Below are 19,689 nucleotides of genomic sequence, written 5' to 3'. Positions count from 1 at the left end.
TAAACTAATTTATTGTAAAGGTTTTTCACTTAACAAAGGAGGGCTGCACATGCTTGAAAAAACAACGAGAATGAACTATCTATATGATTTCTATCAATCGTTGTTGACCGATAAGCAGCGCAGTTATATGTCCCTCTATTATTTAGATGATTTCTCGCTTGGTGAAATTGCTGAAGAATATGCTGTAAGCCGTCAAGCGGTTTACGACAATATTAAACGCACAGAAGCTATGCTTGAGGAATATGAAAATAAACTGTTGCTATTTAAAAAGTTTCAAGAGCGTATTCAATTGCTGAAACAGCTGAGGGATTCTTGTGATGAACAGATGCTGCCGATCATTGATGAGCTTGAGAAATTAGATTAGGAGGCGGCATTAATGGCATTTGAAGGATTAGCCGACCGACTGCAAAATACGATGCAAAAAATTCGCGGCAAAGGCAAAGTAACAGAAGCTGATGTAAAAGAAATGATGCGTGAAGTGCGCCTCGCTCTTTTGGAAGCCGATGTAAACTTTAAAGTTGTGAAGGAATTTGTAAAGAAAGTCAGCGAGCGCTCTGTCGGTCAGGAAGTCATGAAGAGCTTAACACCGGGCCAGCAGGTCATTAAGGTGGTTAAAGAAGAATTGACCGAACTGATGGGCGGAGAACAAAGCCAGATTGCTGTAGGGAAACGTCCTCCGACGGTCATTATGATGGTGGGTCTGCAAGGGGCAGGTAAGACGACTACCACAGGTAAATTGGCAAATGTATTACGTAAAAAATACAACCGCAAACCAATGTTGGTAGCTGCCGACATTTACCGCCCAGCAGCAATTAAACAGCTTGAAACGCTCGGGAAGCAGCTCAGCATGCCGGTGTTTTCATTAGGCGATCAAGTGAGTCCAGTGGAAATTGCCAAACAGGCGATTGAAAAAGCCAAAGCGGATCATCACGATTATGTGCTGATTGATACAGCTGGACGCTTGCACGTGGATGAAAACTTGATGAATGAGCTGAAAGAAATCAAGGAGCTTTCTAAGCCGGATGAAATCTTCCTCGTTGTTGATGCAATGACAGGACAAGATGCGGTGAATGTCGCTCAAAGCTTCGATGATCAGCTCGGTGTCACGGGCGTTGTGCTAACGAAACTTGACGGCGATACACGAGGCGGTGCGGCGTTATCTATTCGTTCTGTAACCGGTAAACCTATTAAGTTTGTTGGTATGGGTGAGAAGCTGGATGCGCTTGAACCGTTCCATCCGGAGCGTATGGCTTCTCGTATTCTCGGAATGGGCGATGTATTGACATTGATCGAGAAAGCCCAAGTCAATGTAGATGAAGAGAAAGCGAAAGAATTAGAACAAAAAATGCGGACAATGTCATTCACTTTTGATGACTTTCTAGAACAGCTTGGCCAAGTGCGTTCCATGGGGCCATTGGATGAGATTATTAAAATGCTTCCAGGCGCCAACAAAATGAAAGGCTTGAATAATGTGCAAGTGGACGAAAAGCAAATCGGCCATATCGAGGCGATTATCCGTTCCATGACTACCAGTGAGAAGGAACACCCTGAAACCATTAACTCAAGCCGTAAAAAAAGGATCGCCAAAGGCAGCGGAACTTCCATTCAAGAAGTCAACCGCCTTCTCAAGCAGTTTGAAGAAATGAAAAAGATGATGAAGCAGATGTCAGGCATGCAGCAAAAAGGCAAGAAAAAAGGCGGAGCATTTAAGTTCCCGTTTATGTAAGGAAAGCGTAATCTGCCGTTTAGGCTCGAAAACATAAGACAGACCGACAAGGCGGCGCCTTTTGTCGCATAGGCGGGATGGGTTATGTGCGAGAGACTGGCAGATGGAGCTGGACAGAAAAGCGTAACTTGCCAGATTTTATTTTTGGCTGGGATGAGTTCGTCTTTATTAAATTAAATGTAAAGAAAAAAACCTTTACAAACAATAGTGTTATTTGTTATCATTTTATCTTGTGTGAAACTATTCGGAGGTGCTTTAAAAATGGCAGTAAAAATTCGTTTAAAACGTATGGGTGCAAAAAAATCCCCATTCTATCGTATTGTAGTAGCAGATTCTCGTTCTCCTCGTGATGGACGTCAAATTGAAACAGTTGGAACATACAATCCAGTTGTTCAGCCAGCAGAAGTAAAAATCAACGAAGAGCTTGCTCTTAAATGGCTTCAAAACGGAGCGAAACCATCTGATACAGTTCGTAACCTTTTCTCTAACGAAGGTATCATGGAAAAATTCCACAACGCTAAACACAGCAAGTAATTAGCTAAATGGAAGATATAATCTTAGCAATAGTGAAACCGCTTGTCGATCATCCGGAAGAGGTTACTATCGATACTCAGGAAGAAGAAAGCCGGATTACTTACCGTCTTTCTCTGCATCCTGAAGATATTGGAAAAGTCATAGGTAAACATGGCCGCGTTGCTAAGGCGATCCGTACCATAACCACAGCAGCGGCCAATGCCGCTCACCAGAAAAAAGTGTATGTAGAAATTGCCGAATAGGGAGGGATAACCTCCCTTTTTGCGTATCGTTTTTTAAGTCTTCTCAAAAAACACCGGGAGGCAGAGATCCCACATGCAAATTATTCAAAACGTGACGGTCAAACAAGTGTTAACTGAAAAGACAAAACACACATTGATAAAGGCTTATCAAGCAAAGATCACCCAACTGCAGCATGAAATCAGCCAATTTCAGTTTGAGCAGAAAAAAGCGGAAAAACAGCATCCGAAGAGCCGTGCTGAGGCAGCTGCCTTATTTGAAAAGGAACTGGCAGATCGCCAGAATAAAATAAATAATATCGAATTCCAGATGAATCAGCTCCTTCTTCTCCCCCTTGGAAGTGAATTAAAAGACGGGGAAGTGCAGATGCTGACAGAAGTAAGGGTTGGCGACTGCTGGGAAGAAATCAGCAAAGGAAAAACCATTGTTGTGAAAGAGGGCACAGTAATTGATATTCGATAGAGGTGAATGGAATGGAAAAATGGTTTAATGTCGGAAAAATCGTCAATACTCATGGACTCCAAGGAGAATTAAGAGTGTTATCAAAGACGGATTTTCCCGAAAAAAGATATAAGCGGGGCAATACCTTATATGTGTTTATGCCTGGGGACCAGGAAGGCACACCAGTAACTATTGAGAAGCATCGCCAGCATAAATCGTTTGATTTGCTGACATTGAAGGATTATGAAAATATCAACAAAGCAGAGGCGCTGAAAGGCGGAATTCTTAAAATTCGCGAGAGCCAGCTCGGGCAGCTGGAAGAAAACGAATACTTTTTTCATGAAATCATCGGCTGTTCTGTAAAAACGTTAGAGGAAGAAGAGATTGGAACAGTCAAAGAGATTTTAACTCCAGGCGCCAATGACGTTTGGGTTGTAAAGGGAAAAGCGGGGAAAGAACATTATATCCCATACATTGAAGATGTCGTAAAAAAAGTGGATATAGCCAATAAAGTGATCTTTATTGAACCGATGGAAGGCTTGCTTTCATGATGAAGATTGATATTTTATCATTGTTTCCGGAAATGTTTGAAGGTGTGCTGCACACATCCATTTTAAAAAAAGCCAAAGAAAAAGGCAAAGTAGACTATGATGTCGTGAATTTCCGCGAATTTGCTGAGGGGAAGCATCACACGGTGGATGATTATCCATACGGCGGTGGAGCCGGAATGGTATTAAAGCCGCAGCCGATCTTTGATGCAGTCGAGCATGTAAAAGAGACAGCTAAAAGCAAAGCGCAGCGCGTCATTCTCATGTGCCCTCAAGGTGAAAGGTATACCCAGCAGAAAGCAGAAGAGCTGGCAAAGGAAGAGCACCTGATCTTTATTTGCGGACATTATGAAGGTTATGATGAAAGAATTCGAGAACATATTGTCACAGATGAAATTTCTATCGGGGATTATGTACTGACCGGAGGAGAACTAGGGGCAATGGTGGTCGTAGACAGTGTGGTGCGCCTCCTGCCAGATGTACTTGGAAATGAAGATTCTCCGGTGCTCGATTCCTTTTCCTCTGGACTTTTAGAACACCCTCAATATACTCGTCCGGCTGATTTTCGAGGAATGAAGGTGCCAGAGGTGTTAACTTCCGGAAACCATAAATTGATCGATGAATGGCGAGACAAGCAATCTTTAAAAAGAACATGGGAGAGGCGTCCTGACCTTCTTGAAACCTATTCTTTAACGGCACAACAGAGAAAGTGGCTAAAAGAGTGGGAGAAGTGAAAAACGCTTGATTTGGTTTAGTGATTATGATAAGATTTTAGTCGTGGCTTAAGGAAACGTCCTTAAGCCCATTAAAACGGTGTTCCGCTGGAGCCAACAAGCTTTAATGAGCATCTGTTAGAAGGAGAGGAAAACCATGCATAAACTTATTCAAGAACTTACTCAAGAACAACTTCGTTCAGATCTACCAGCTTTCCGTCCAGGAGACACTGTTCGCGTACACGTGAAAGTTGTCGAGGGTACTCGTGAGCGTATTCAGTTGTTTGAAGGTGTAGTGATTAAACGTCGTGGAGGCGGAATCAGCGAAACATTTACAGTACGTAAGATTTCTTACGGTGTAGGCGTTGAGCGTACATTCCCGCTTCACACTCCAAAGATCGCTCAACTTGATGTAGTTCGCCGCGGTAAAGTTCGTCGTGCGAAACTTTACTACCTGCGTAACCTACGTGGTAAAGCTGCTCGTATTAAAGAAATCAGATACTAATATTAGTATGGAAAAAGGAGCTTGGAAACAAGCTCCTTTTTTAAATTGAAAATAAACGTTCCCTTTGCTTCTCTCGATGTTGGCTCTCATGATATGATGGATACATAAAAAAATAGGTGGTGTCAAACGTGTCAAATGGTAAAAGTGAATTTTGGGAATGGACAAAGGCATTATTAATTGCTGTAGGACTAGCTGCAGTCATCCGCTACTTTATATTCGCGCCAATTGTAGTCGACGGACTCTCGATGATGCCGACTTTGCAAAATGGTGACCGTATGGTTGTAAATAAAATAGGGGATCCTGAACGCTTTGACATAGTGGTTTTTCATGCTCCTGAAAATAAAGACTACATAAAAAGAGTCATTGGCCTCCCAGGTGATACAGTGGAGTATAAAAATGATAAATTGTATGTGAATGGGAAATATTATGAGGAACCATACTTAGATGAATACAAGAGCCAGCAAGATGGCCCGTTGACGTCAGACTTTACGCTTGAAGAAATCACAGGTCAAAAGACAGTTCCTGAGGGCGAAATTTTTGTACTTGGAGATAATCGTCTGTTCAGTAAAGATGGCCGGCATATAGGGACGATTAAAATGGACGAGGTTGTAGGGGATACAAGCATTGTCTATTGGCCGTTTGATAAAATAAGAATCGTGAACTAAATAGATAGCATATTGAAGAATGGAGGGCGCAATCATGGTAATACAATGGTTTCCCGGCCATATGGCAAAAGCGCGCCGCGAAGTAACGGAAAAACTAAAGCTAATAGATATTATTTTTGAATTAGTGGATGCAAGACTGCCTTTATCATCACGTAATCCAATGATCGATGAAATAATTCAGCAAAAGCCAAGACTTGTTTTGTTAAATAAAGCGGATATGGCAGACCCGGAATTAACGAACAAATGGCTAGCTTATTTTAAAGGACAGGGAATTGCTGCCCTGGCAATTAATTCGCAAGCAGGCAGCGGTTTACAAGCGATCAATAAAGCGGCTAAAGAAATTCTTAAAGAGAAATTCGACCGCATGAAATCTAGAGGAATTAAACCTCGTGCGATCCGGGCAATGATCGTTGGAATTCCGAATGTCGGAAAGTCGACACTGATCAATCGCCTCGCTAAGAAAAATATTGCTAAAACCGGCAATATGCCTGGCGTGACGAAAGCGCAACAGTGGATTAAAGTAGGCAAGGAAATGGAGTTGTTAGATACCCCAGGAATCCTGTGGCCGAAATTTGAAGATGAAGAAACAGGGTACAAGCTGGCGTTAACCGGCGCGATTAAAGACAAAATTCTGAACTTGCAGGACGTGGCTATTTTTGCTTTGAAATTTCTTGAAGCACATTACCCTGAGCGTCTAAAAGATAGATACGGCTTTAGCGAAGTGCCGGAAGAAGTGGTAGAACTCTTTAATCATATCGGCAAGCTGCGCGGCTGCTTATCAAGCGGATCAGAAGTTGATTATGATAAAACAACGGAAGTCATCATTAGAGACATCCGCGGTGAAAAATTCGGCAAACTGACATTTGATATTCCGGAAAAAGCATAAGCAACGAGGCTGTCCTATTGGGCAGTCTTTTCTTATGGCAAAAATCTTGAATATGAAAGAAACAAGCCGATATTACTATAAAACCCTGGCGGAAAAATTGGGAATCGCAATCCTTACATTAGAAGAAAACATTCGTTTGTCATCGAGATTTATTTTATAATAGAAGTTTCAGCAAGCAATAAACGAAAGAGCATTTAACCTTAAGGCAATGAAAGGAAACGATATGACACATTCAATTTCAGAAATTAAAGATAGAATGAAAGATATAGAATCGGAGCATGATCCTTTGTTTATGCAGTGGAAAGAAGATCACCGAAAAGGAGTCCAGCAGCTCATTAAAAGCTGGTACAGAGCGAAAGAGAAGCAGGAGCAGGAAAGAGAACTTTACCAAACCATGTCTCTAACAGAAAATGAATTAAAATCAAAAGGTATTTCCTTAATAGCCGGTATAGACGAAGTAGGCAGAGGACCGCTTGCAGGACCAGTTATCGCCGCAGCCGTTATCTTGCCGCTTGACTTTTATCTGCCGGGTTTAACCGATTCGAAAAAGGTAAGTGAAGCAAAGCGGAACCTGTTTTATGAAATGATCACAGGACAGGCTGATGTGGGAATTGGAATCATTGAACCTGATGAAATAGATCGAATTAATATTTATGAGGCAACGAAACAAGCGATGATCCAAGCGATAGGCAATCTAAAGCAGGCTCCTGAACATTTGCTTATTGATGCCATGAAATTAGACCTGCCCACTCCGCAGACATCCATTATTAAAGGAGATGCAAAGAGTGTTTCGATCGCCGCAGCCTCTATTATCGCAAAGGTAACAAGAGACCGGCTCATGGCAGACTATGCCGAGGTTTATCCGGAGTACCGTTTTGAAAAAAATATGGGGTACGGCACGAAGGATCATTTAGAAGGTCTAGATCAATATGGGCCTTGTACGATTCATCGAAAAAGCTTTGCGCCAGTTAAAGATATGTGCTAGAACGTAATCTCATAGAGGAGGGGACATAGTGAATATTCAGCATACGTCTATTCATATGCCGGCATCGAAAGCAGCTCAGCCACTAGTCATGAAGGATGGGCAAGTATTTAACGGAAAAGTGGGCAAGATCCTGCCGCAAGGAATGGCTGAAATTAATGTGGGAGGCCAAACAGTAATCGCTCAATCAGAAGTGCCCCTTCAAGCAGGAGAAAGATACTGGTTCCAGGTCGCTTCAACAGAAGGGAAGCTGCATTTAAAAGTCATTTCCCCTCCAGCAGGTACTCAAGCCGATGCAGGAAAGTTAATTGAAACCATTTTGCTCAAGATGTCGCTTCCGCTGACAGAAGAAAACAAACAGCTAGCCGGAATGCTGATGAAAGATCATACTTTTTTAACAAAAGAGCTGATCACTAAAGCATCTGAATGGGTAAAAGCCGGACAAGCAGATGAAGGGCTTCAAGTAATTAAAGCCATGATTGACCGCTCACTGCCTTTTACCAAAGATGTATTTCAGTCTCTTCTAGCTGCGCGTTCGCCCGTCTCTATCAGTCAGCAGCTCGAGGAATTAAACACCCTCTTGAAGGGGCTGCCAGAACAGCCGCCAGCGGTTCAAGAAACGCTGAAGCTGTTAACTGCCTTGCAGTCGCCGCTTGAAAAGAGTGCTGTACTAAAATTGTTCACTTCCATATATGAAACACTCATGAGCAAGGAGACGGCTCCAGCTGCTAAATCACCTGCATTGGATATTTTAAAAAGCTTTGGTATTCTGCCGTCTGCTGCAAGGCAGCCAGAAGAAGCATTGCAGCAGATCGTTAAACAATGGGCAGTAGAACCGAAAAATGCACCGATTAGTAAAGGAATGGCTGAAGGGTTTCAAGAAACAGCTAAACAACCATCGCAAGCACTGAAATCAGAGAGTGTGGTTGTCCTTCCCAATGCTACTGTTCGTGAACCAATTGCACTGTTTAAAGAAGCGGCGGTGCAATGGCTGAAAGACCCGGTAAATAAGCAGAATATTCACCAGCTGCAACAGGCACTGCAACAGCTCGCTAAAGGTTCGAATGATCAGATTGAGCCAAAGGCAGCAGAAGAGATCAAGCAGCTGATGACTGTTGTAAGCAAAACGGGAGCTACCCAGCAAAATATCGTTTCGATTCTTCATGCTGCAGTCAAGTTCAGCCTCAGCCAAAATGACAGCGGGCAAGCTCTGCGCCAATTCGGCCAGCTGTTTAATAAAGATGCCGATCAATTAATCCAAATGGTCAAAAACGAAACAGCTAGAATTGAATCGCGGCCATTGCAAGCTTTACCCCGAAAAGACGCGGTCTTCCACCAGCTGCTGCTAACCGCAGAAGGTCAGCTTAGAAGTGATTTGCAAAATAAAGAAGCACTGACATTAATTAAACAAAACTTTCAGCTTTTAGGAACCGATTTGGAAAATAGGCTATCAAGCAGGTTGAATCAGATCAATGAGATAGAATCCACTTTAAAACCTCATTTGCTGAGGCTTATGAATGAAACCGCTGTTCCGATGACCGTGCGCGAATCAGCTGAACAACTGATCGGCAGAATGAACGCGCAACAGCTATTGTCTGCTGATACGGGTCAATTACAGCAGTTAGTTATGCAAGTGCCTATGCAGCTGTTTGGCTTTCAGACAGACTTGACTCTTCAATGGTCAGGCAAGAAAAAAGAAGACGGAAAACTTGATGCCGATTTTTGCAGGGTCCTGTTTTATCTGCAGCTGGAATATATGAACGAAACTGTTGTTGATATGCAGGTGCAAAACCGAATGGTGAACGTACAAGTGTATAATGATACGCCGAATATTAAATTATTAGCGGAACCGATGATCCCAAATGTCAAGGCCGGCTTAGAAAAAATAGGCTATCACCTGTCTGCTATTCAGTTTAAGGCACCTGAAAAAGAATATGAGAGACCTATCGTCCAAATGATGAGCGAACTGCCATATACAGGAGTGGACCTGCGGATATGAGAAGAGAAAACGACAGCGAGAAAAGAAGGCAAGCGGCAGCTTTGTCTTATAACCCTGATGGCAGCGGGGCACCTAAGCTTGTTGCCAAAGGAAGAGGAAAAATTGCCGATAATATTATCGCCAAAGCAGAAGAATATCAAATTCCGATACAGCAGGATTCCAGTCTGGTTGAAATATTAGGACAACTGGAAATAAATGAAGCGATTCCTGAAGAATTGTACCAGGCGGTAGCAGAAATATTTGCTTTTATTTATCGGCTGGATCAAAAGGCTGATCGAAGGTAAGATGTATTCAATGAAATTGAAAATTTCTGAGATCTTTTTTGTTCATACGGTGCATTTATAACTTTCATTTGATATACTTGGCAAGGAAGAAGAATGAAGTAGGCAGCCAGTCGTGTTAAATGCAGGAAATTTATTAGGTGCAATACCTAGACAGAATTTCAGAGTTTTTATACAATGATAACGCAGTCTATTTTTGTTTGAGATTGATAGGAGGATGGAATATGAATATCCATGAGTATCAAGGTAAAGAAATCCTCAGAAGTTACGGGGTAGCCGTGCCAAATGGCAAAGTGGCATTTTCTGTTGAAGAAGCTGTTGAAGCAGCAAAAGAACTAGGCACACAAGTGTGTGTTGTAAAAGCTCAAATTCATGCTGGAGGCCGCGGTAAAGCTGGCGGTGTTAAAGTAGCAAAGAATTTGGATGAAGTGCGTACATATGCAGAAGAAATTTTAGGTAAGACGCTAATCACGCATCAAACGGGCCCTCAAGGCAAAGAAGTAAAGCGCTTACTGATTGAAGAAGGCTGCGATATTCAAAAAGAATATTACATCGGCCTAGTGCTTGACCGTGCCACTTCTAAAGTTGTGTTAATGGCATCTGAAGAAGGCGGAACGGAAATTGAAGAAGTGGCGGAAGCGACTCCTGAAAAAATCTTTAAAGAGTATATTGATCCTGTAACCGGTTTAATGCCTTATCAAGCGCGCCGTGTAGCGTTCAATATCAACATTCCTGCGAAATTAGTGAACAAAGCAGTTAAATTCATGATGGGTCTTTACACAGCATTCGTTGAAAAAGATGCATCAATCGCTGAAATTAACCCTCTTGTTGTAACAGGCGACGGCAATGTTATGGCTTTAGATGCGAAATTGAACTTTGATTCAAACGCATTATACCGCCATAGCGATATCATGGAATACCGTGATCTTGAAGAAGAAGATGCAAAAGAAATCGAAGCATCTAAATATGACTTAAGCTATATTTCACTTGATGGAAATATCGGCTGTATGGTTAATGGTGCAGGTCTTGCGATGGCAACGATGGATATCATTAAACATTACAGCGGTGACCCAGCCAACTTCCTTGATGTAGGCGGCGGAGCTACTGCAGAGAAAGTAACAGAAGCGTTTAAAATCATTCTTTCTGACGAAAAAGTGAAAGGGATCTTCGTTAACATTTTCGGCGGAATTATGAAATGTGACATCATTGCGACAGGCGTAGTTGAAGCGGCTAAGCAATTGGGACTTTCTGTGCCATTAGTGGTGCGTCTAGAAGGAACGAATGTTGACTTAGGAAAGAAAATTTTAAATGAATCCGGCTTAAACATTGTTGCGGCTGAGTCAATGGCTGACGGTGCGCAAAAAATTGTTGAGCTTGTTGGTAAATAAATTCGAATAGTTGACAATAGAAAGGCAGGTATAGGCATGAGTGTATTTATTAATAAAGACACGAAAGTAATCGTTCAAGGGATCACAGGTGCAACTGCCCTTTTCCATACAAAGCAAATGCTTGAATACGGCACGAAAATCGTTGCTGGAGTAACACCAGGAAAAGGCGGCACAGAAGTAGAAGGAGTTCCTGTATTTAATACAGTGGAAGAAGCAGTGAAAGCGACAGGCGCTAACGCTTCAGTTATCTATGTACCGGCTGCGTTTGCTGCTGATGCAATTGCAGAAGCTGTAGATGCTGAATTAGATATCGCGATCTGTATCACTGAGCATATTCCAGTCCTTGATATGGTAAAAGTAAAGCGTTACATGGAAGGCAAGAAAACTCGCTTAGTGGGACCAAACTGTCCTGGAGTAATCACGCCTGACGAGTGTAAAATCGGGATCATGCCTGGTTACATTCATACAAAAGGCCATGTAGGTGTTGTTTCACGTTCTGGAACTCTAACTTACGAAGCAGTACATCAGTTATCTCAAGCTGGCATTGGCCAATCAACAGCTGTTGGTATCGGTGGCGACCCTGTGAACGGCACGGACTTTATCGATGTATTAAAAGCATTTAACGAAGATCCTGAAACAAAAGCTGTGATCATGATCGGTGAAATCGGCGGTACGGCTGAAGAAGAAGCAGCTATGTGGGTAAAAGAAAACATGACAAAACCTGTCGTTGGATTTATCGGCGGACGCACAGCACCTCCAGGGAAGCGTATGGGACATGCTGGGGCGATCATCTCTGGCGGTAAAGGTACAGCAGACGAAAAAATCCGTGTCATGAATGAATGCGGAATTAAAGTTGCTGATACTCCATCTGTTATGGGAGAAACGTTAATCGAAGCAATCAAAGAAAAAGGTATTTACGAAGAGTGTAAAACTCACTAATTATCAAAGGGTTACTAAATCCTTTGATAATTAGACAGTTCACTTTCGTTTTACGAATATTCTAAAGAACAACAGCCTCTTGACGATTGTTAAGGGGCTGTTCGTTCTATAATAAGGAGGCTTTAAATGACCATAAGTGAAGATTCACTAGCCCAAAAAATAATCCATTTGCAGCTTTGCGACGGCATTGGCTGGAAGTCCATTTATTATCTTTTAAAAAAGGAAGCTGATCTGAAAAACTTATATAGTTATTCCCCTGCTTATCTATCAAACACTCTCTCCATTTCTTCCTCTAATGCAACGAAAGTTCTCCATCAGCTATTTCAAATAGATATTCATTCGATGCTCAAAAGTCTGGAAAATAACCGCATCTCATTTATTCCTATTGACCACCCTATTTACCCTGAACTTCTTCTCACATTGCCACAGCCGCCATGGGGTCTTTATGCAATGGGTGACCTAAAATTACTCGAGAATAACCGAAAACTTGCCATAGTAGGCGCGCGAAAAGCAGATGATTATGGTCGCACGTCCTTGCAAACAATTATGCCAGATCTAGTTAAAAACGACTGTGTAATTGTCAGTGGATTAGCGAAAGGTATAGATACAATTGCTCATTCAGAAACCATCCGTTTAGGAGGAAAAACCATTGCGGTCATTGCTGGAGGCTTCTCTCATATCTACCCTAAGGAAAACATTCCTCTTGTAAAGGAGATCATTAAAAACCATTTGCTTCTTTCAGAATACCCGCCAACTGTTCGTCCAGCGAGATGGCAGTTCCCCGCTAGAAACAGGCTGATTAGCGGCTTATCGTTAGGGACAGTCGTCGTTCAAGCCGATGAAAGAAGCGGTTCTCTTATTACAGCTTATTGTGCGCTTGATCAGGGCAGGGACGTTTTCGCTGTTCCTGGCCCTATCGACGACCCTTTATCGAAAGGCACCAATACTTTGATAAGTGAAGGAGCAAAAATAGTGAGAACGAGTGAAGATATTCTAAGTGAATTAAGGCAAATATAAATGTAATATAATGAAGAAACAGGTGAAATTTTCAAATAAACCCTCCTCTAAAAAGTAAGTTTTTTTGAAAAAAGGTTGCATTTATGTTAAAACTGTTATAAATTTTGCAACAGAATCATCCTTTTAAAAATAACTGGAATTTTTACTAAAAGTCAGAGAAAAAAACAAATAGATGGAAAAATAATCATAATGAATTGACAATGTCGATTGAAAAGAATGATAATGAATCCTATAACTATTTATTTTACCTCTAGGGGAGGTTAATGTATGTCAGATTTTCTTGTAATAGTGGAATCCCCTGCAAAAGCAAAAACGATTGAACGTTACTTGGGGAAAAAATATAAAGTAAAGGCATCAATGGGACATGTACGGGATCTACCTAAAAGCCAAATGGGTGTCGATATAGAAAATAAGTATGAACCTAAATATATTACAATCCGGGGTAAAGGACCTGTAATGAAAGAATTGAAAACAGCGGCTAAAAAGGCTAAAAAAATCTATCTCGCAGCTGACCCCGACAGAGAAGGGGAAGCAATTGCCTGGCATTTAGCTCACAGCTTGGACTTAGATATTGGCTCGGATTGCCGGGTTGTATTCAATGAAATAACAAAAGATGCGATTAAAGAATCTTTTAAACATCCGCGCCCGATTAATATGGATCTAGTGGATGCACAGCAAGCGCGCCGAATACTCGATAGACTTGTAGGCTACAACATCAGCCCGCTGCTTTGGAAAAAAGTAAAAAAAGGCTTGAGTGCGGGCCGGGTACAATCTGTTGCACTGAGGCTGATCATTGATAGGGAAAAAGAAATTCAAGATTTTAAACCAGAAGAGTATTGGACCATTGAAGCGGACTTTACAAAAGATAAGCAAACCTTTCAAGGATCCTTCTACGGTAGAGGCGGCAAGAAACTGCCTCTAAAATCGGAAGCAGAAGTGAAGGAAGTACTAGCTGCCATTAAGGGCAATGAATTCGAATTGGCGAATGTCACCAAAAAAGAGCGCAAACGTAATCCGGCTCTTCCTTTCACCACTTCTTCCTTGCAGCAAGAAGCAGCAAGGAAATTAAACTTCCGTGCAAAAAAGACCATGATGATTGCCCAGCAGCTATATGAGGGGATCGATCTTGGAAAAGAAGGCACAGTCGGTTTAATCACCTATATGCGTACAGATTCAACGAGAATTTCTGATGTGGCCCAAAAGGAAACACAGGAATATGTGATCGCTCAGCATGGGAAAGAATACGTCAAAAACACAGAAGAGAAAAAAGAAAAGAAAGACAAAAAACAGTCCAATGCACAGGACGCCCATGAAGCGATTCGTCCAACAAGTATTTTGAAGGAACCAAGCAGTTTGAAAGAGTTCCTGTCGAGAGATCAATTGAGACTGTATAAATTGATTTGGGAACGCTTCCTTGCAAGTCAAATGTCAGCTGCGATTATGGATACAGTCAGCGCGGATATCGCAAATGGTGACGTGGTGTTCCGGGCAACAGGATCAAAAGTGAAATTCCCAGGCTTTATGAAAGTGTATGTAGAAGGTTCTGATGACGCCAAGGAAGAAAAAGAAAATCAGCTGCCTACACTTGAAAAAGGCGACAAAGTAACATCTGAAGTCATCGATCCGAAGCAGCACTTTACTCAGCCTCCGCCAAGATATACGGAAGCAAGACTTGTAAAGACACTTGAAGAACTTGGAATAGGCCGGCCGTCAACCTTCGCTCCTACATTGGATACGATCCAAAAAAGAGGCTATGTCGCTCTCGACAATAAACGATTTGTTCCAACTGAGCTTGGTGGAATTGTACACGAAGTAATGGTGGAATTCTTCGCAGACATTATTGATGTCGAGTTTACAGCTAAAATGGAAAAAGATCTTGATAATGTAGAAGAAGGCCAAGTTCAATGGGTGAAAGTCATAGATGAGTTTTATAAAGGATTCGAAGGCCATTTAGTTAAAGCTGAAGAAGAAATGGAACAGATAGAAATTAAAGATGAACCAGCTGGAGAAGATTGTGAAAAATGCGGTTTTCCAATGGTATTCAAGATGGGCCGATATGGCAAGTTCATGGCTTGCAGCAATTTTCCTGACTGCCGCAACACAAAAGCGATCGTAAAAGAAATTGGGGTAAAATGCCCGACCTGTCATGAAGGGAATATAATAGAAAGAAAAAGTAAAAAGCGGCGCATTTTTTACGGCTGTGATCGGTACCCAGAATGTGAATTCCTTTCTTGGGATAAACCGATTGAACGAAAATGTCCAAAATGTGAAAAGCTGCTAGTAGAGAAAAAATTGAAAAAAGGTGTGCAAATTCAATGCACAGCGTGTGATTATAAAGAAGAAACACAAGCTTAAAAGCGGGCATTAGCTCGCTTTTTTATACTTTTTAAAACTTTTAGCTTTTTTTATAGGAATGACTGTTGTACAATGCTTTAAGGATATCATGTACGTACCACTTATACAGTGTAGGAGGTTCTTGAAATAATGGAACAAATAGTAAACGTCATTGGAGCCGGACTCGCAGGAAGCGAAGCGGCTTTTCAAATAGCAGAACGAGGCATAAAAGTACATTTATATGAAATGAGACCGGTGAAGCAAACCCCTGCTCACCATACAGATCAATTTGCGGAACTTGTATGCAGCAACTCCCTGCGTTCGAATACATTAACGAATGCTGTTGGCGTATTAAAAGAAGAAATGAGACAGTTAAACTCAGTTATTATTTCTGCAGCAGACGATTGTGCCGTTCCTGCCGGAGGAGCATTAGCTGTTGATCGTCATGAATTTGCTCAATTGGTAACTGAAAGAGTAAAGAATCACCCGAATGTAACAGTATTTCATGAGGAAGTAACAGAAATTCCAGAGGGAATCACAGTGATGGCAACAGGCCCATTAACAAGTGAATTACTTTCAGGGAAATTGAAAGAACTGACAGAAGAAGAATATTTATATTTTTATGACGCTGCTGCTCCTATTATTGAAAAAGACAGCATAGATATGAATAAAGTGTATTTAAAATCCCGTTACGATAAAGGGGAAGCGGCTTACTTGAACTGTCCGATGACAGAAGAAGAGTTTGACCGTTTTTATGAAGCGTTAATTTCGGCAGAGACAGTCCCGTTGAAAGAGTTTGAAAAAGAAATCTTTTTTGAAGGCTGTATGCCAATTGAAGTCATGGCTTCCCGAGGCAAGAAAACAATGCTATTTGGACCAATGAAACCTGTAGGATTAGAAGATCCTAAGACTGGCAAACGTCCATACGCAGTTGTTCAATTGCGGCAAGATGATGCAGCGGGCACACTTTATAACATTGTAGGCTTTCAGACACACCTGAAATGGGGCCCTCAAAAGGAAGTTCTTAAATTAATTCCGGGACTTGAGAACGCTGAGATTGTTCGTTATGGTGTCATGCACCGAAATACGTTTATCAACTCTCCGAAGATGCTAGAGCCCACATATCAATTCAAATCTCGTGAAGATTTATTCTTTGCCGGTCAAATGACAGGTGTCGAAGGGTATGTAGAATCTGCAGCAAGCGGTCTGCTTGCAGGAATTAATGCAGCCAGAAAAGCAAAAGGAGAAGAGTTAGTGGTAGCTCCAGCTGAAACGACAATCGGTAGTATGGCACGTTATATTACAACGACCAATGCGAAAAATTTTCAGCCGATGAATGCGAATTTTGGTTTACTTCCAGACTTACCTGTCAAGATTAAGAATAAGAAAGAGCGATATGAAGCGCATGCAAACCGTGCGTTAGAAACAATTCAAACTTTTGTGAAAAGTTTGTAAACTTCATTGCCAAGGCTACTGAATTGTGATAGTATTTAGTAGCTTTGAAGAGGTGTTGAGATGTCAAAACTTTTCGAAAAATATTTCCAGTCTTTTATAGAATACCTTCAAATTGAAAAAAATTATTCTGTATATACCGTTGACCAATATCGATACGACATTGAGGAATTTTATAAGTTCATTGTTGAACAAAGTCTTGAAAATATTCAAGAGATAGAATATTTAGATGTTCGGTTATATTTAACTGCTTTGCATGAGAGACAGATGGCAAGAGCGAGTATTGCCAGGAAGATCTCAAGCCTAAGAAGTTTCTTTCGGTATTTGGTGCGTGAGAAATATTTATCTGAAAACCCTTTTTCTCTCGTGCAGCAGCCAAAAGGAGCAAAAAAGATTCCCTCTTTTTTTTATGAAGAAGAAATGAAGGAGCTTTTCGCCGCTTGTGAAGGTGATGAACCGCTGACAGTCAGGAATAAAGCATTGATTGAGCTTTTATACGCGACCGGGATTCGGGTCAGTGAGTGTGCATCCATTAAGCTTATGGATATTGAATTTGAGCTGTCTGTTTTGCTTGTGAAAGGAAAAGGAAATAAAGAACGATATGTTCCGTTTGGCATCTATGCTCTTGAAGCGATCGAGACTTACATAGCAGAAGCAAGGAGCAAGCTATTAAAGTCTGCTGAAGAACATTCTTATTTATTTCTTAATCACAGGGGACGGCCGCTGACAGCAAGAGGTATTCATCACGTGCTGAATAAGGTCATTGAAAAAGCGACATTGACGGGGAAGATCCATCCTCATATGCTTCGCCATACCTTTGCTACCCATTTATTAAACAATGGGGCAGATATGAGAACGGTTCAAGAACTGCTTGGCCATGCTCATTTATCTTCAACTCAGATCTACACTCATGTGACGAAAGAACATTTGCGGAATACGTATTTGACGCATCATCCGCGTGCATAAAGGAGGAGTCCTAGATGGGTCAATTTCATGCAACGACTATTTTTGCGGTTCAGCATAAAGGCCAATGTGCTATGTCAGGAGATGGACAGGTAACATTTGGAAATGCTGTTGTTATGAAGCATACTGCCAAGAAAGTGCGAAAATTGTTCAATGGAAAGGTGCTTGCTGGATTTGCAGGCTCTGTGGCAGATGCTTTTACTCTCTTTGAACTGTTTGAAAACCGTCTTCAAGAATACAATGGCAATTTGCAGCGGGCAGCTGTAGAGCTTGCGAAAGAATGGCGTTCCGATAAAGTTCTTCGCAAACTTGAGGCGATGTTAATTGTAATGGACGCAAAAAATGTGCTGTTAATTTCTGGTACTGGAGAAGTGATTGAACCGGATGACGGAATATTAGCGATCGGTTCAGGCGGTAATTATGCTCTTTCCGCAGGCAGAGCGTTGAAGAAATATTCCGGTGAACATTTGTCAGCGAAAGAAATTGCCAAAGCGGCGCTTGAAATTGCTGGCGAGATTTGTGTCTATACGAACGATCAAATTATTGTGGAAGAATTGGACTAAGGGGTGATCTGGTATGAATAATAAAGCGTTACAGATAACACCAAGACAAATTGTTGAACGGCTTGATCAATATATTGTTGGCCAAAAGGAAGCAAAGAAAGCAGTGGCTGTTGCACTGAGAAACCGATATCGCCGCAGCCTGCTGAATGATCAGCTCAGAGATGAAGTCATTCCAAAAAACATTCTAATGATCGGGCCGACAGGGGTCGGAAAAACAGAAATTGCTCGTCGAATTGCCAAGCTTTCGGGAGCGCCATTTATTAAAGTGGAAGCAACGAAATTCACTGAAGTCGGATATGTGGGCCGAGATGTAGAATCGATGGTTCGTGACTTGGCGGAAACTTCGATTCGCATTGTGAAGGAAGAGCGAATCGAAGCGGTACAAGAGCCGGCTCTTGAGGCGGCCAATCGTCGTTTAGTCGAGTTGCTAGTGCCTTCTAAAAAGAAAGCCGTACCTATGAAGAATCCCTTTGAAATGCTGTTTGGCGGAAGTGATCCGACTAGTCAGCAAGATACAGATGATACCGCAGACGAATCATCCATTCGCGATCAAAGAAGAATCGCGGCAGATAAATTGGCGCGGGGCGAAATGGAAGATCAGATCGTCACAATTGAAGTTGAGGAACAGCCGCCATCTATGTTTGATATGTTTCAAGGCTCCGGCATGGAACAGATGGGCATGAATATGCAAGATGCACTTGGCGGGTTAATGCCTAAAAAGAAAAAGAAAAGAAAGCTTTCCGTTAAAGAAGCGCGAGTGCTTTTAACAAATGAAGAAGCACAAAAGCTTATTGATATGGATGATGTGACGCAGGAGGCTGTGAAGCGTGCGGAACAAACAGGTATCATATTCATTGATGAAATGGATAAAGTGGCGACTAAAGGTGCTGGGTCATCTTCTGCAAGTGTTTCAAGAGAAGGAGTTCAAAGAGACATTCTCCCAATTGTAGAAGGGTCGACGGTTGTCACTAAATACGGTTCGGTAAAAACTGACCATATTTTATTTATCGCTGCTGGAGCCTTTCATATGTCTAAGCCTTCTGACTTAATTCCTGAGCTGCAAGGCCGCTTCCCAATCAGGGTTGAGCTGGAAAAATTATCAGCAGAAGACTTTGAAAGAATTTTGGTAGAGCCTGATAATGCTTTAATGAAGCAATATGTAGCATTATTGGAAACAGAAGGTATAGAAATTGAATTTTCTGACGATGCTATTCGTAGAATTGCAGAAATTGCGTTTGATGTGAATCAGACAACGGATAATATTGGCGCTAGACGACTTCATACGATTATGGAAAAGCTGCTTGAAGACCTGTCATTTGAGGCTCCGGATATTACTATGGAAAAAATTGTGATTACGCCTCAATATGTAAATGAAAAGCTAGAAGCGATCTCAAAGGATAAGGATTTGAGCGAGTTTATACTATAACGTTTGAGCGTACGGCGAATGGGTAACATGATAAGTAGTGAATATTTAAAAAATTAAAACACACACTAATTGATTAGGCTTAGATCT

General features: G+C 41.7%; 21 protein-coding genes. All 21 read left to right on the top strand.

Annotated elements, in window-relative coordinates:
* Nucleotides 1–49: 49 nt before the first annotated feature.
* The 21 genes from JOC78_RS00400 to hslU all read left to right on the top strand — a co-directional run bounded on the left by JOC78_RS00400 (nucleotide 50) and on the right by hslU (nucleotide 19,602).
* On the top strand, nucleotides 50–364 hold the full coding sequence (locus tag JOC78_RS00400; RefSeq protein WP_204551933.1) for a putative DNA-binding protein: 315 nt from the start codon (nucleotides 50–52) through the stop codon (nucleotides 362–364).
* A 12-nt stretch (nucleotides 365–376) separates the two neighbouring features.
* Nucleotides 377–1,726, top strand: coding sequence for a signal recognition particle protein (gene ffh / locus JOC78_RS00395; RefSeq protein WP_204551931.1), 1,350 nt, complete (start codon nucleotides 377–379; stop codon nucleotides 1,724–1,726).
* A 261-nt stretch (nucleotides 1,727–1,987) separates the two neighbouring features.
* On the top strand, nucleotides 1,988–2,260 hold the full coding sequence (rpsP, locus tag JOC78_RS00390) for a 30S ribosomal protein S16 (protein WP_204551929.1): 273 nt from the start codon (nucleotides 1,988–1,990) through the stop codon (nucleotides 2,258–2,260).
* A gap of 8 nt (nucleotides 2,261–2,268) precedes the next feature.
* Entirely contained in the window at nucleotides 2,269–2,502 is a 234-nt protein-coding gene (locus JOC78_RS00385) for a KH domain-containing protein (RefSeq protein WP_204551927.1), read from the top strand.
* Between the two features lie 73 nt (nucleotides 2,503–2,575).
* On the top strand, nucleotides 2,576–2,962 hold the full coding sequence (locus JOC78_RS00380) for a YlqD family protein (RefSeq protein WP_204551925.1): 387 nt from the start codon (nucleotides 2,576–2,578) through the stop codon (nucleotides 2,960–2,962).
* Nucleotides 2,963–2,973: 11 nt separating this feature from the next.
* Nucleotides 2,974–3,492: a ribosome maturation factor RimM gene (gene rimM, locus JOC78_RS00375; RefSeq protein WP_204551923.1), complete on the top strand. Its 519-nt coding sequence runs from the start codon at nucleotides 2,974–2,976 to the stop codon at nucleotides 3,490–3,492.
* Nucleotides 3,492–4,223 (top strand): tRNA (guanosine(37)-N1)-methyltransferase TrmD, encoded by a 732-nt coding sequence (gene trmD / locus JOC78_RS00370; RefSeq protein WP_204552889.1) that lies wholly within the window; start codon nucleotides 3,492–3,494, stop codon nucleotides 4,221–4,223. Before rimM ends, trmD begins: the two co-directional genes overlap by 1 nt.
* A 136-nt stretch (nucleotides 4,224–4,359) precedes the next feature.
* The gene (gene rplS, locus JOC78_RS00365) at nucleotides 4,360–4,707 is read left to right on the top strand and encodes a 50S ribosomal protein L19 (RefSeq protein WP_204551921.1); all 348 of its coding nucleotides are present in this window, start codon (nucleotides 4,360–4,362) and stop codon (nucleotides 4,705–4,707) included.
* Nucleotides 4,708–4,835: 128 nt separating this feature from the next.
* Nucleotides 4,836–5,372: a signal peptidase I gene (gene lepB, locus JOC78_RS00360; protein ID WP_204551919.1), complete on the top strand. Its 537-nt coding sequence runs from the start codon at nucleotides 4,836–4,838 to the stop codon at nucleotides 5,370–5,372.
* 34 nt (nucleotides 5,373–5,406) lie between these two features.
* Entirely contained in the window at nucleotides 5,407–6,258 is an 852-nt protein-coding gene (ylqF, locus tag JOC78_RS00355; RefSeq protein ID WP_204551917.1) for a ribosome biogenesis GTPase YlqF, read from the top strand.
* Between the two features lie 223 nt (nucleotides 6,259–6,481).
* A complete protein-coding gene (locus JOC78_RS00350; RefSeq protein WP_204551915.1) occupies nucleotides 6,482–7,243 on the top strand; it encodes a ribonuclease HII in 762 nt (253 codons plus the stop codon).
* 28 nt (nucleotides 7,244–7,271) lie between these two features.
* Nucleotides 7,272–9,239 carry a hypothetical protein gene (locus JOC78_RS00345; RefSeq protein ID WP_204551913.1) on the top strand — a complete coding sequence of 656 codons (1,968 nt, stop codon included), beginning with the start codon at nucleotides 7,272–7,274 and terminating at the stop codon, nucleotides 9,237–9,239.
* The gene (locus JOC78_RS00340) at nucleotides 9,236–9,523 is read left to right on the top strand and encodes an EscU/YscU/HrcU family type III secretion system export apparatus switch protein (RefSeq protein ID WP_204551911.1); all 288 of its coding nucleotides are present in this window, start codon (nucleotides 9,236–9,238) and stop codon (nucleotides 9,521–9,523) included. Before JOC78_RS00345 ends, JOC78_RS00340 begins: the two co-directional genes overlap by 4 nt.
* A 221-nt stretch (nucleotides 9,524–9,744) precedes the next feature.
* Complete coding sequence (gene sucC / locus JOC78_RS00335) at nucleotides 9,745–10,908, top strand: ADP-forming succinate--CoA ligase subunit beta (protein WP_204551910.1); 1,164 nt, start codon at nucleotides 9,745–9,747, stop codon at nucleotides 10,906–10,908.
* Between the two features lie 36 nt (nucleotides 10,909–10,944).
* Nucleotides 10,945–11,847, top strand: coding sequence for a succinate--CoA ligase subunit alpha (gene sucD, locus JOC78_RS00330; protein WP_204551908.1), 903 nt, complete (start codon nucleotides 10,945–10,947; stop codon nucleotides 11,845–11,847).
* A gap of 126 nt (nucleotides 11,848–11,973) precedes the next feature.
* Nucleotides 11,974–12,864: a DNA-processing protein DprA gene (dprA, locus tag JOC78_RS00325; RefSeq protein WP_204551906.1), complete on the top strand. Its 891-nt coding sequence runs from the start codon at nucleotides 11,974–11,976 to the stop codon at nucleotides 12,862–12,864.
* 267 nt (nucleotides 12,865–13,131) lie between these two features.
* Nucleotides 13,132–15,219 (top strand): type I DNA topoisomerase, encoded by a 2,088-nt coding sequence (gene topA, locus JOC78_RS00320; protein WP_204551904.1) that lies wholly within the window; start codon nucleotides 13,132–13,134, stop codon nucleotides 15,217–15,219.
* Between the two features lie 126 nt (nucleotides 15,220–15,345).
* The gene (gene trmFO / locus JOC78_RS00315; protein ID WP_204552887.1) at nucleotides 15,346–16,653 is read left to right on the top strand and encodes an FADH(2)-oxidizing methylenetetrahydrofolate--tRNA-(uracil(54)-C(5))-methyltransferase TrmFO; all 1,308 of its coding nucleotides are present in this window, start codon (nucleotides 15,346–15,348) and stop codon (nucleotides 16,651–16,653) included.
* 60 nt (nucleotides 16,654–16,713) lie between these two features.
* Nucleotides 16,714–17,616, top strand: coding sequence for a tyrosine recombinase XerC (gene xerC, locus JOC78_RS00310; RefSeq protein ID WP_204551902.1), 903 nt, complete (start codon nucleotides 16,714–16,716; stop codon nucleotides 17,614–17,616).
* Nucleotides 17,617–17,630: 14 nt separating this feature from the next.
* Nucleotides 17,631–18,176, top strand: coding sequence for an ATP-dependent protease subunit HslV (hslV, locus tag JOC78_RS00305; protein ID WP_204551901.1), 546 nt, complete (start codon nucleotides 17,631–17,633; stop codon nucleotides 18,174–18,176).
* A 13-nt stretch (nucleotides 18,177–18,189) separates the two neighbouring features.
* Nucleotides 18,190–19,602 carry an HslU--HslV peptidase ATPase subunit gene (gene hslU / locus JOC78_RS00300; protein ID WP_204551899.1) on the top strand — a complete coding sequence of 471 codons (1,413 nt, stop codon included), beginning with the start codon at nucleotides 18,190–18,192 and terminating at the stop codon, nucleotides 19,600–19,602.
* Nucleotides 19,603–19,689: the final 87 nt, after the last annotated feature.

Origin of the sequence: Bacillus ectoiniformans, assembly GCF_016908875.1 — a bacterium.
In the GTDB taxonomy this organism is placed as follows: Bacteria; Bacillota; Bacilli; order Bacillales; family Domibacillaceae; genus Bacillus_BX; species Bacillus_BX ectoiniformans.
Note: the sequence above shows the minus strand (reverse complement) of the source record. Positions and strands in the feature narration are given on the sequence as shown.

Excerpts from the sequence above, each read along its gene's own strand:
- JOC78_RS00400 (WP_204551933.1), top strand. The coding sequence starts at position 50 with ATGCTTGAAAAAACAACGAGAATGAACTATCTATATGATTTCTATCAA.
- ffh (WP_204551931.1), top strand. The coding sequence starts at position 377 with ATGGCATTTGAAGGATTAGCCGACCGACTGCAAAATACGATGCAAAAA.
- rpsP (WP_204551929.1), top strand. The coding sequence starts at position 1,988 with ATGGCAGTAAAAATTCGTTTAAAACGTATGGGTGCAAAAAAATCCCCA.
- JOC78_RS00385 (WP_204551927.1), top strand. The coding sequence starts at position 2,269 with ATGGAAGATATAATCTTAGCAATAGTGAAACCGCTTGTCGATCATCCG.
- JOC78_RS00380 (WP_204551925.1), top strand. The coding sequence starts at position 2,576 with ATGCAAATTATTCAAAACGTGACGGTCAAACAAGTGTTAACTGAAAAG.
- rimM (WP_204551923.1), top strand. The coding sequence starts at position 2,974 with ATGGAAAAATGGTTTAATGTCGGAAAAATCGTCAATACTCATGGACTC.
- trmD (WP_204552889.1), top strand. The coding sequence starts at position 3,492 with ATGAAGATTGATATTTTATCATTGTTTCCGGAAATGTTTGAAGGTGTG.
- rplS (WP_204551921.1), top strand. The coding sequence starts at position 4,360 with ATGCATAAACTTATTCAAGAACTTACTCAAGAACAACTTCGTTCAGAT.
- ylqF (WP_204551917.1), top strand. The coding sequence starts at position 5,407 with ATGGTAATACAATGGTTTCCCGGCCATATGGCAAAAGCGCGCCGCGAA.
- JOC78_RS00350 (WP_204551915.1), top strand. The coding sequence starts at position 6,482 with ATGACACATTCAATTTCAGAAATTAAAGATAGAATGAAAGATATAGAA.
- JOC78_RS00340 (WP_204551911.1), top strand. The coding sequence starts at position 9,236 with ATGAGAAGAGAAAACGACAGCGAGAAAAGAAGGCAAGCGGCAGCTTTG.
- sucC (WP_204551910.1), top strand. The coding sequence starts at position 9,745 with ATGAATATCCATGAGTATCAAGGTAAAGAAATCCTCAGAAGTTACGGG.
- sucD (WP_204551908.1), top strand. The coding sequence starts at position 10,945 with ATGAGTGTATTTATTAATAAAGACACGAAAGTAATCGTTCAAGGGATC.
- dprA (WP_204551906.1), top strand. The coding sequence starts at position 11,974 with ATGACCATAAGTGAAGATTCACTAGCCCAAAAAATAATCCATTTGCAG.
- topA (WP_204551904.1), top strand. The coding sequence starts at position 13,132 with ATGTCAGATTTTCTTGTAATAGTGGAATCCCCTGCAAAAGCAAAAACG.
- xerC (WP_204551902.1), top strand. The coding sequence starts at position 16,714 with ATGTCAAAACTTTTCGAAAAATATTTCCAGTCTTTTATAGAATACCTT.
- hslV (WP_204551901.1), top strand. The coding sequence starts at position 17,631 with ATGGGTCAATTTCATGCAACGACTATTTTTGCGGTTCAGCATAAAGGC.
- hslU (WP_204551899.1), top strand. The coding sequence starts at position 18,190 with ATGAATAATAAAGCGTTACAGATAACACCAAGACAAATTGTTGAACGG.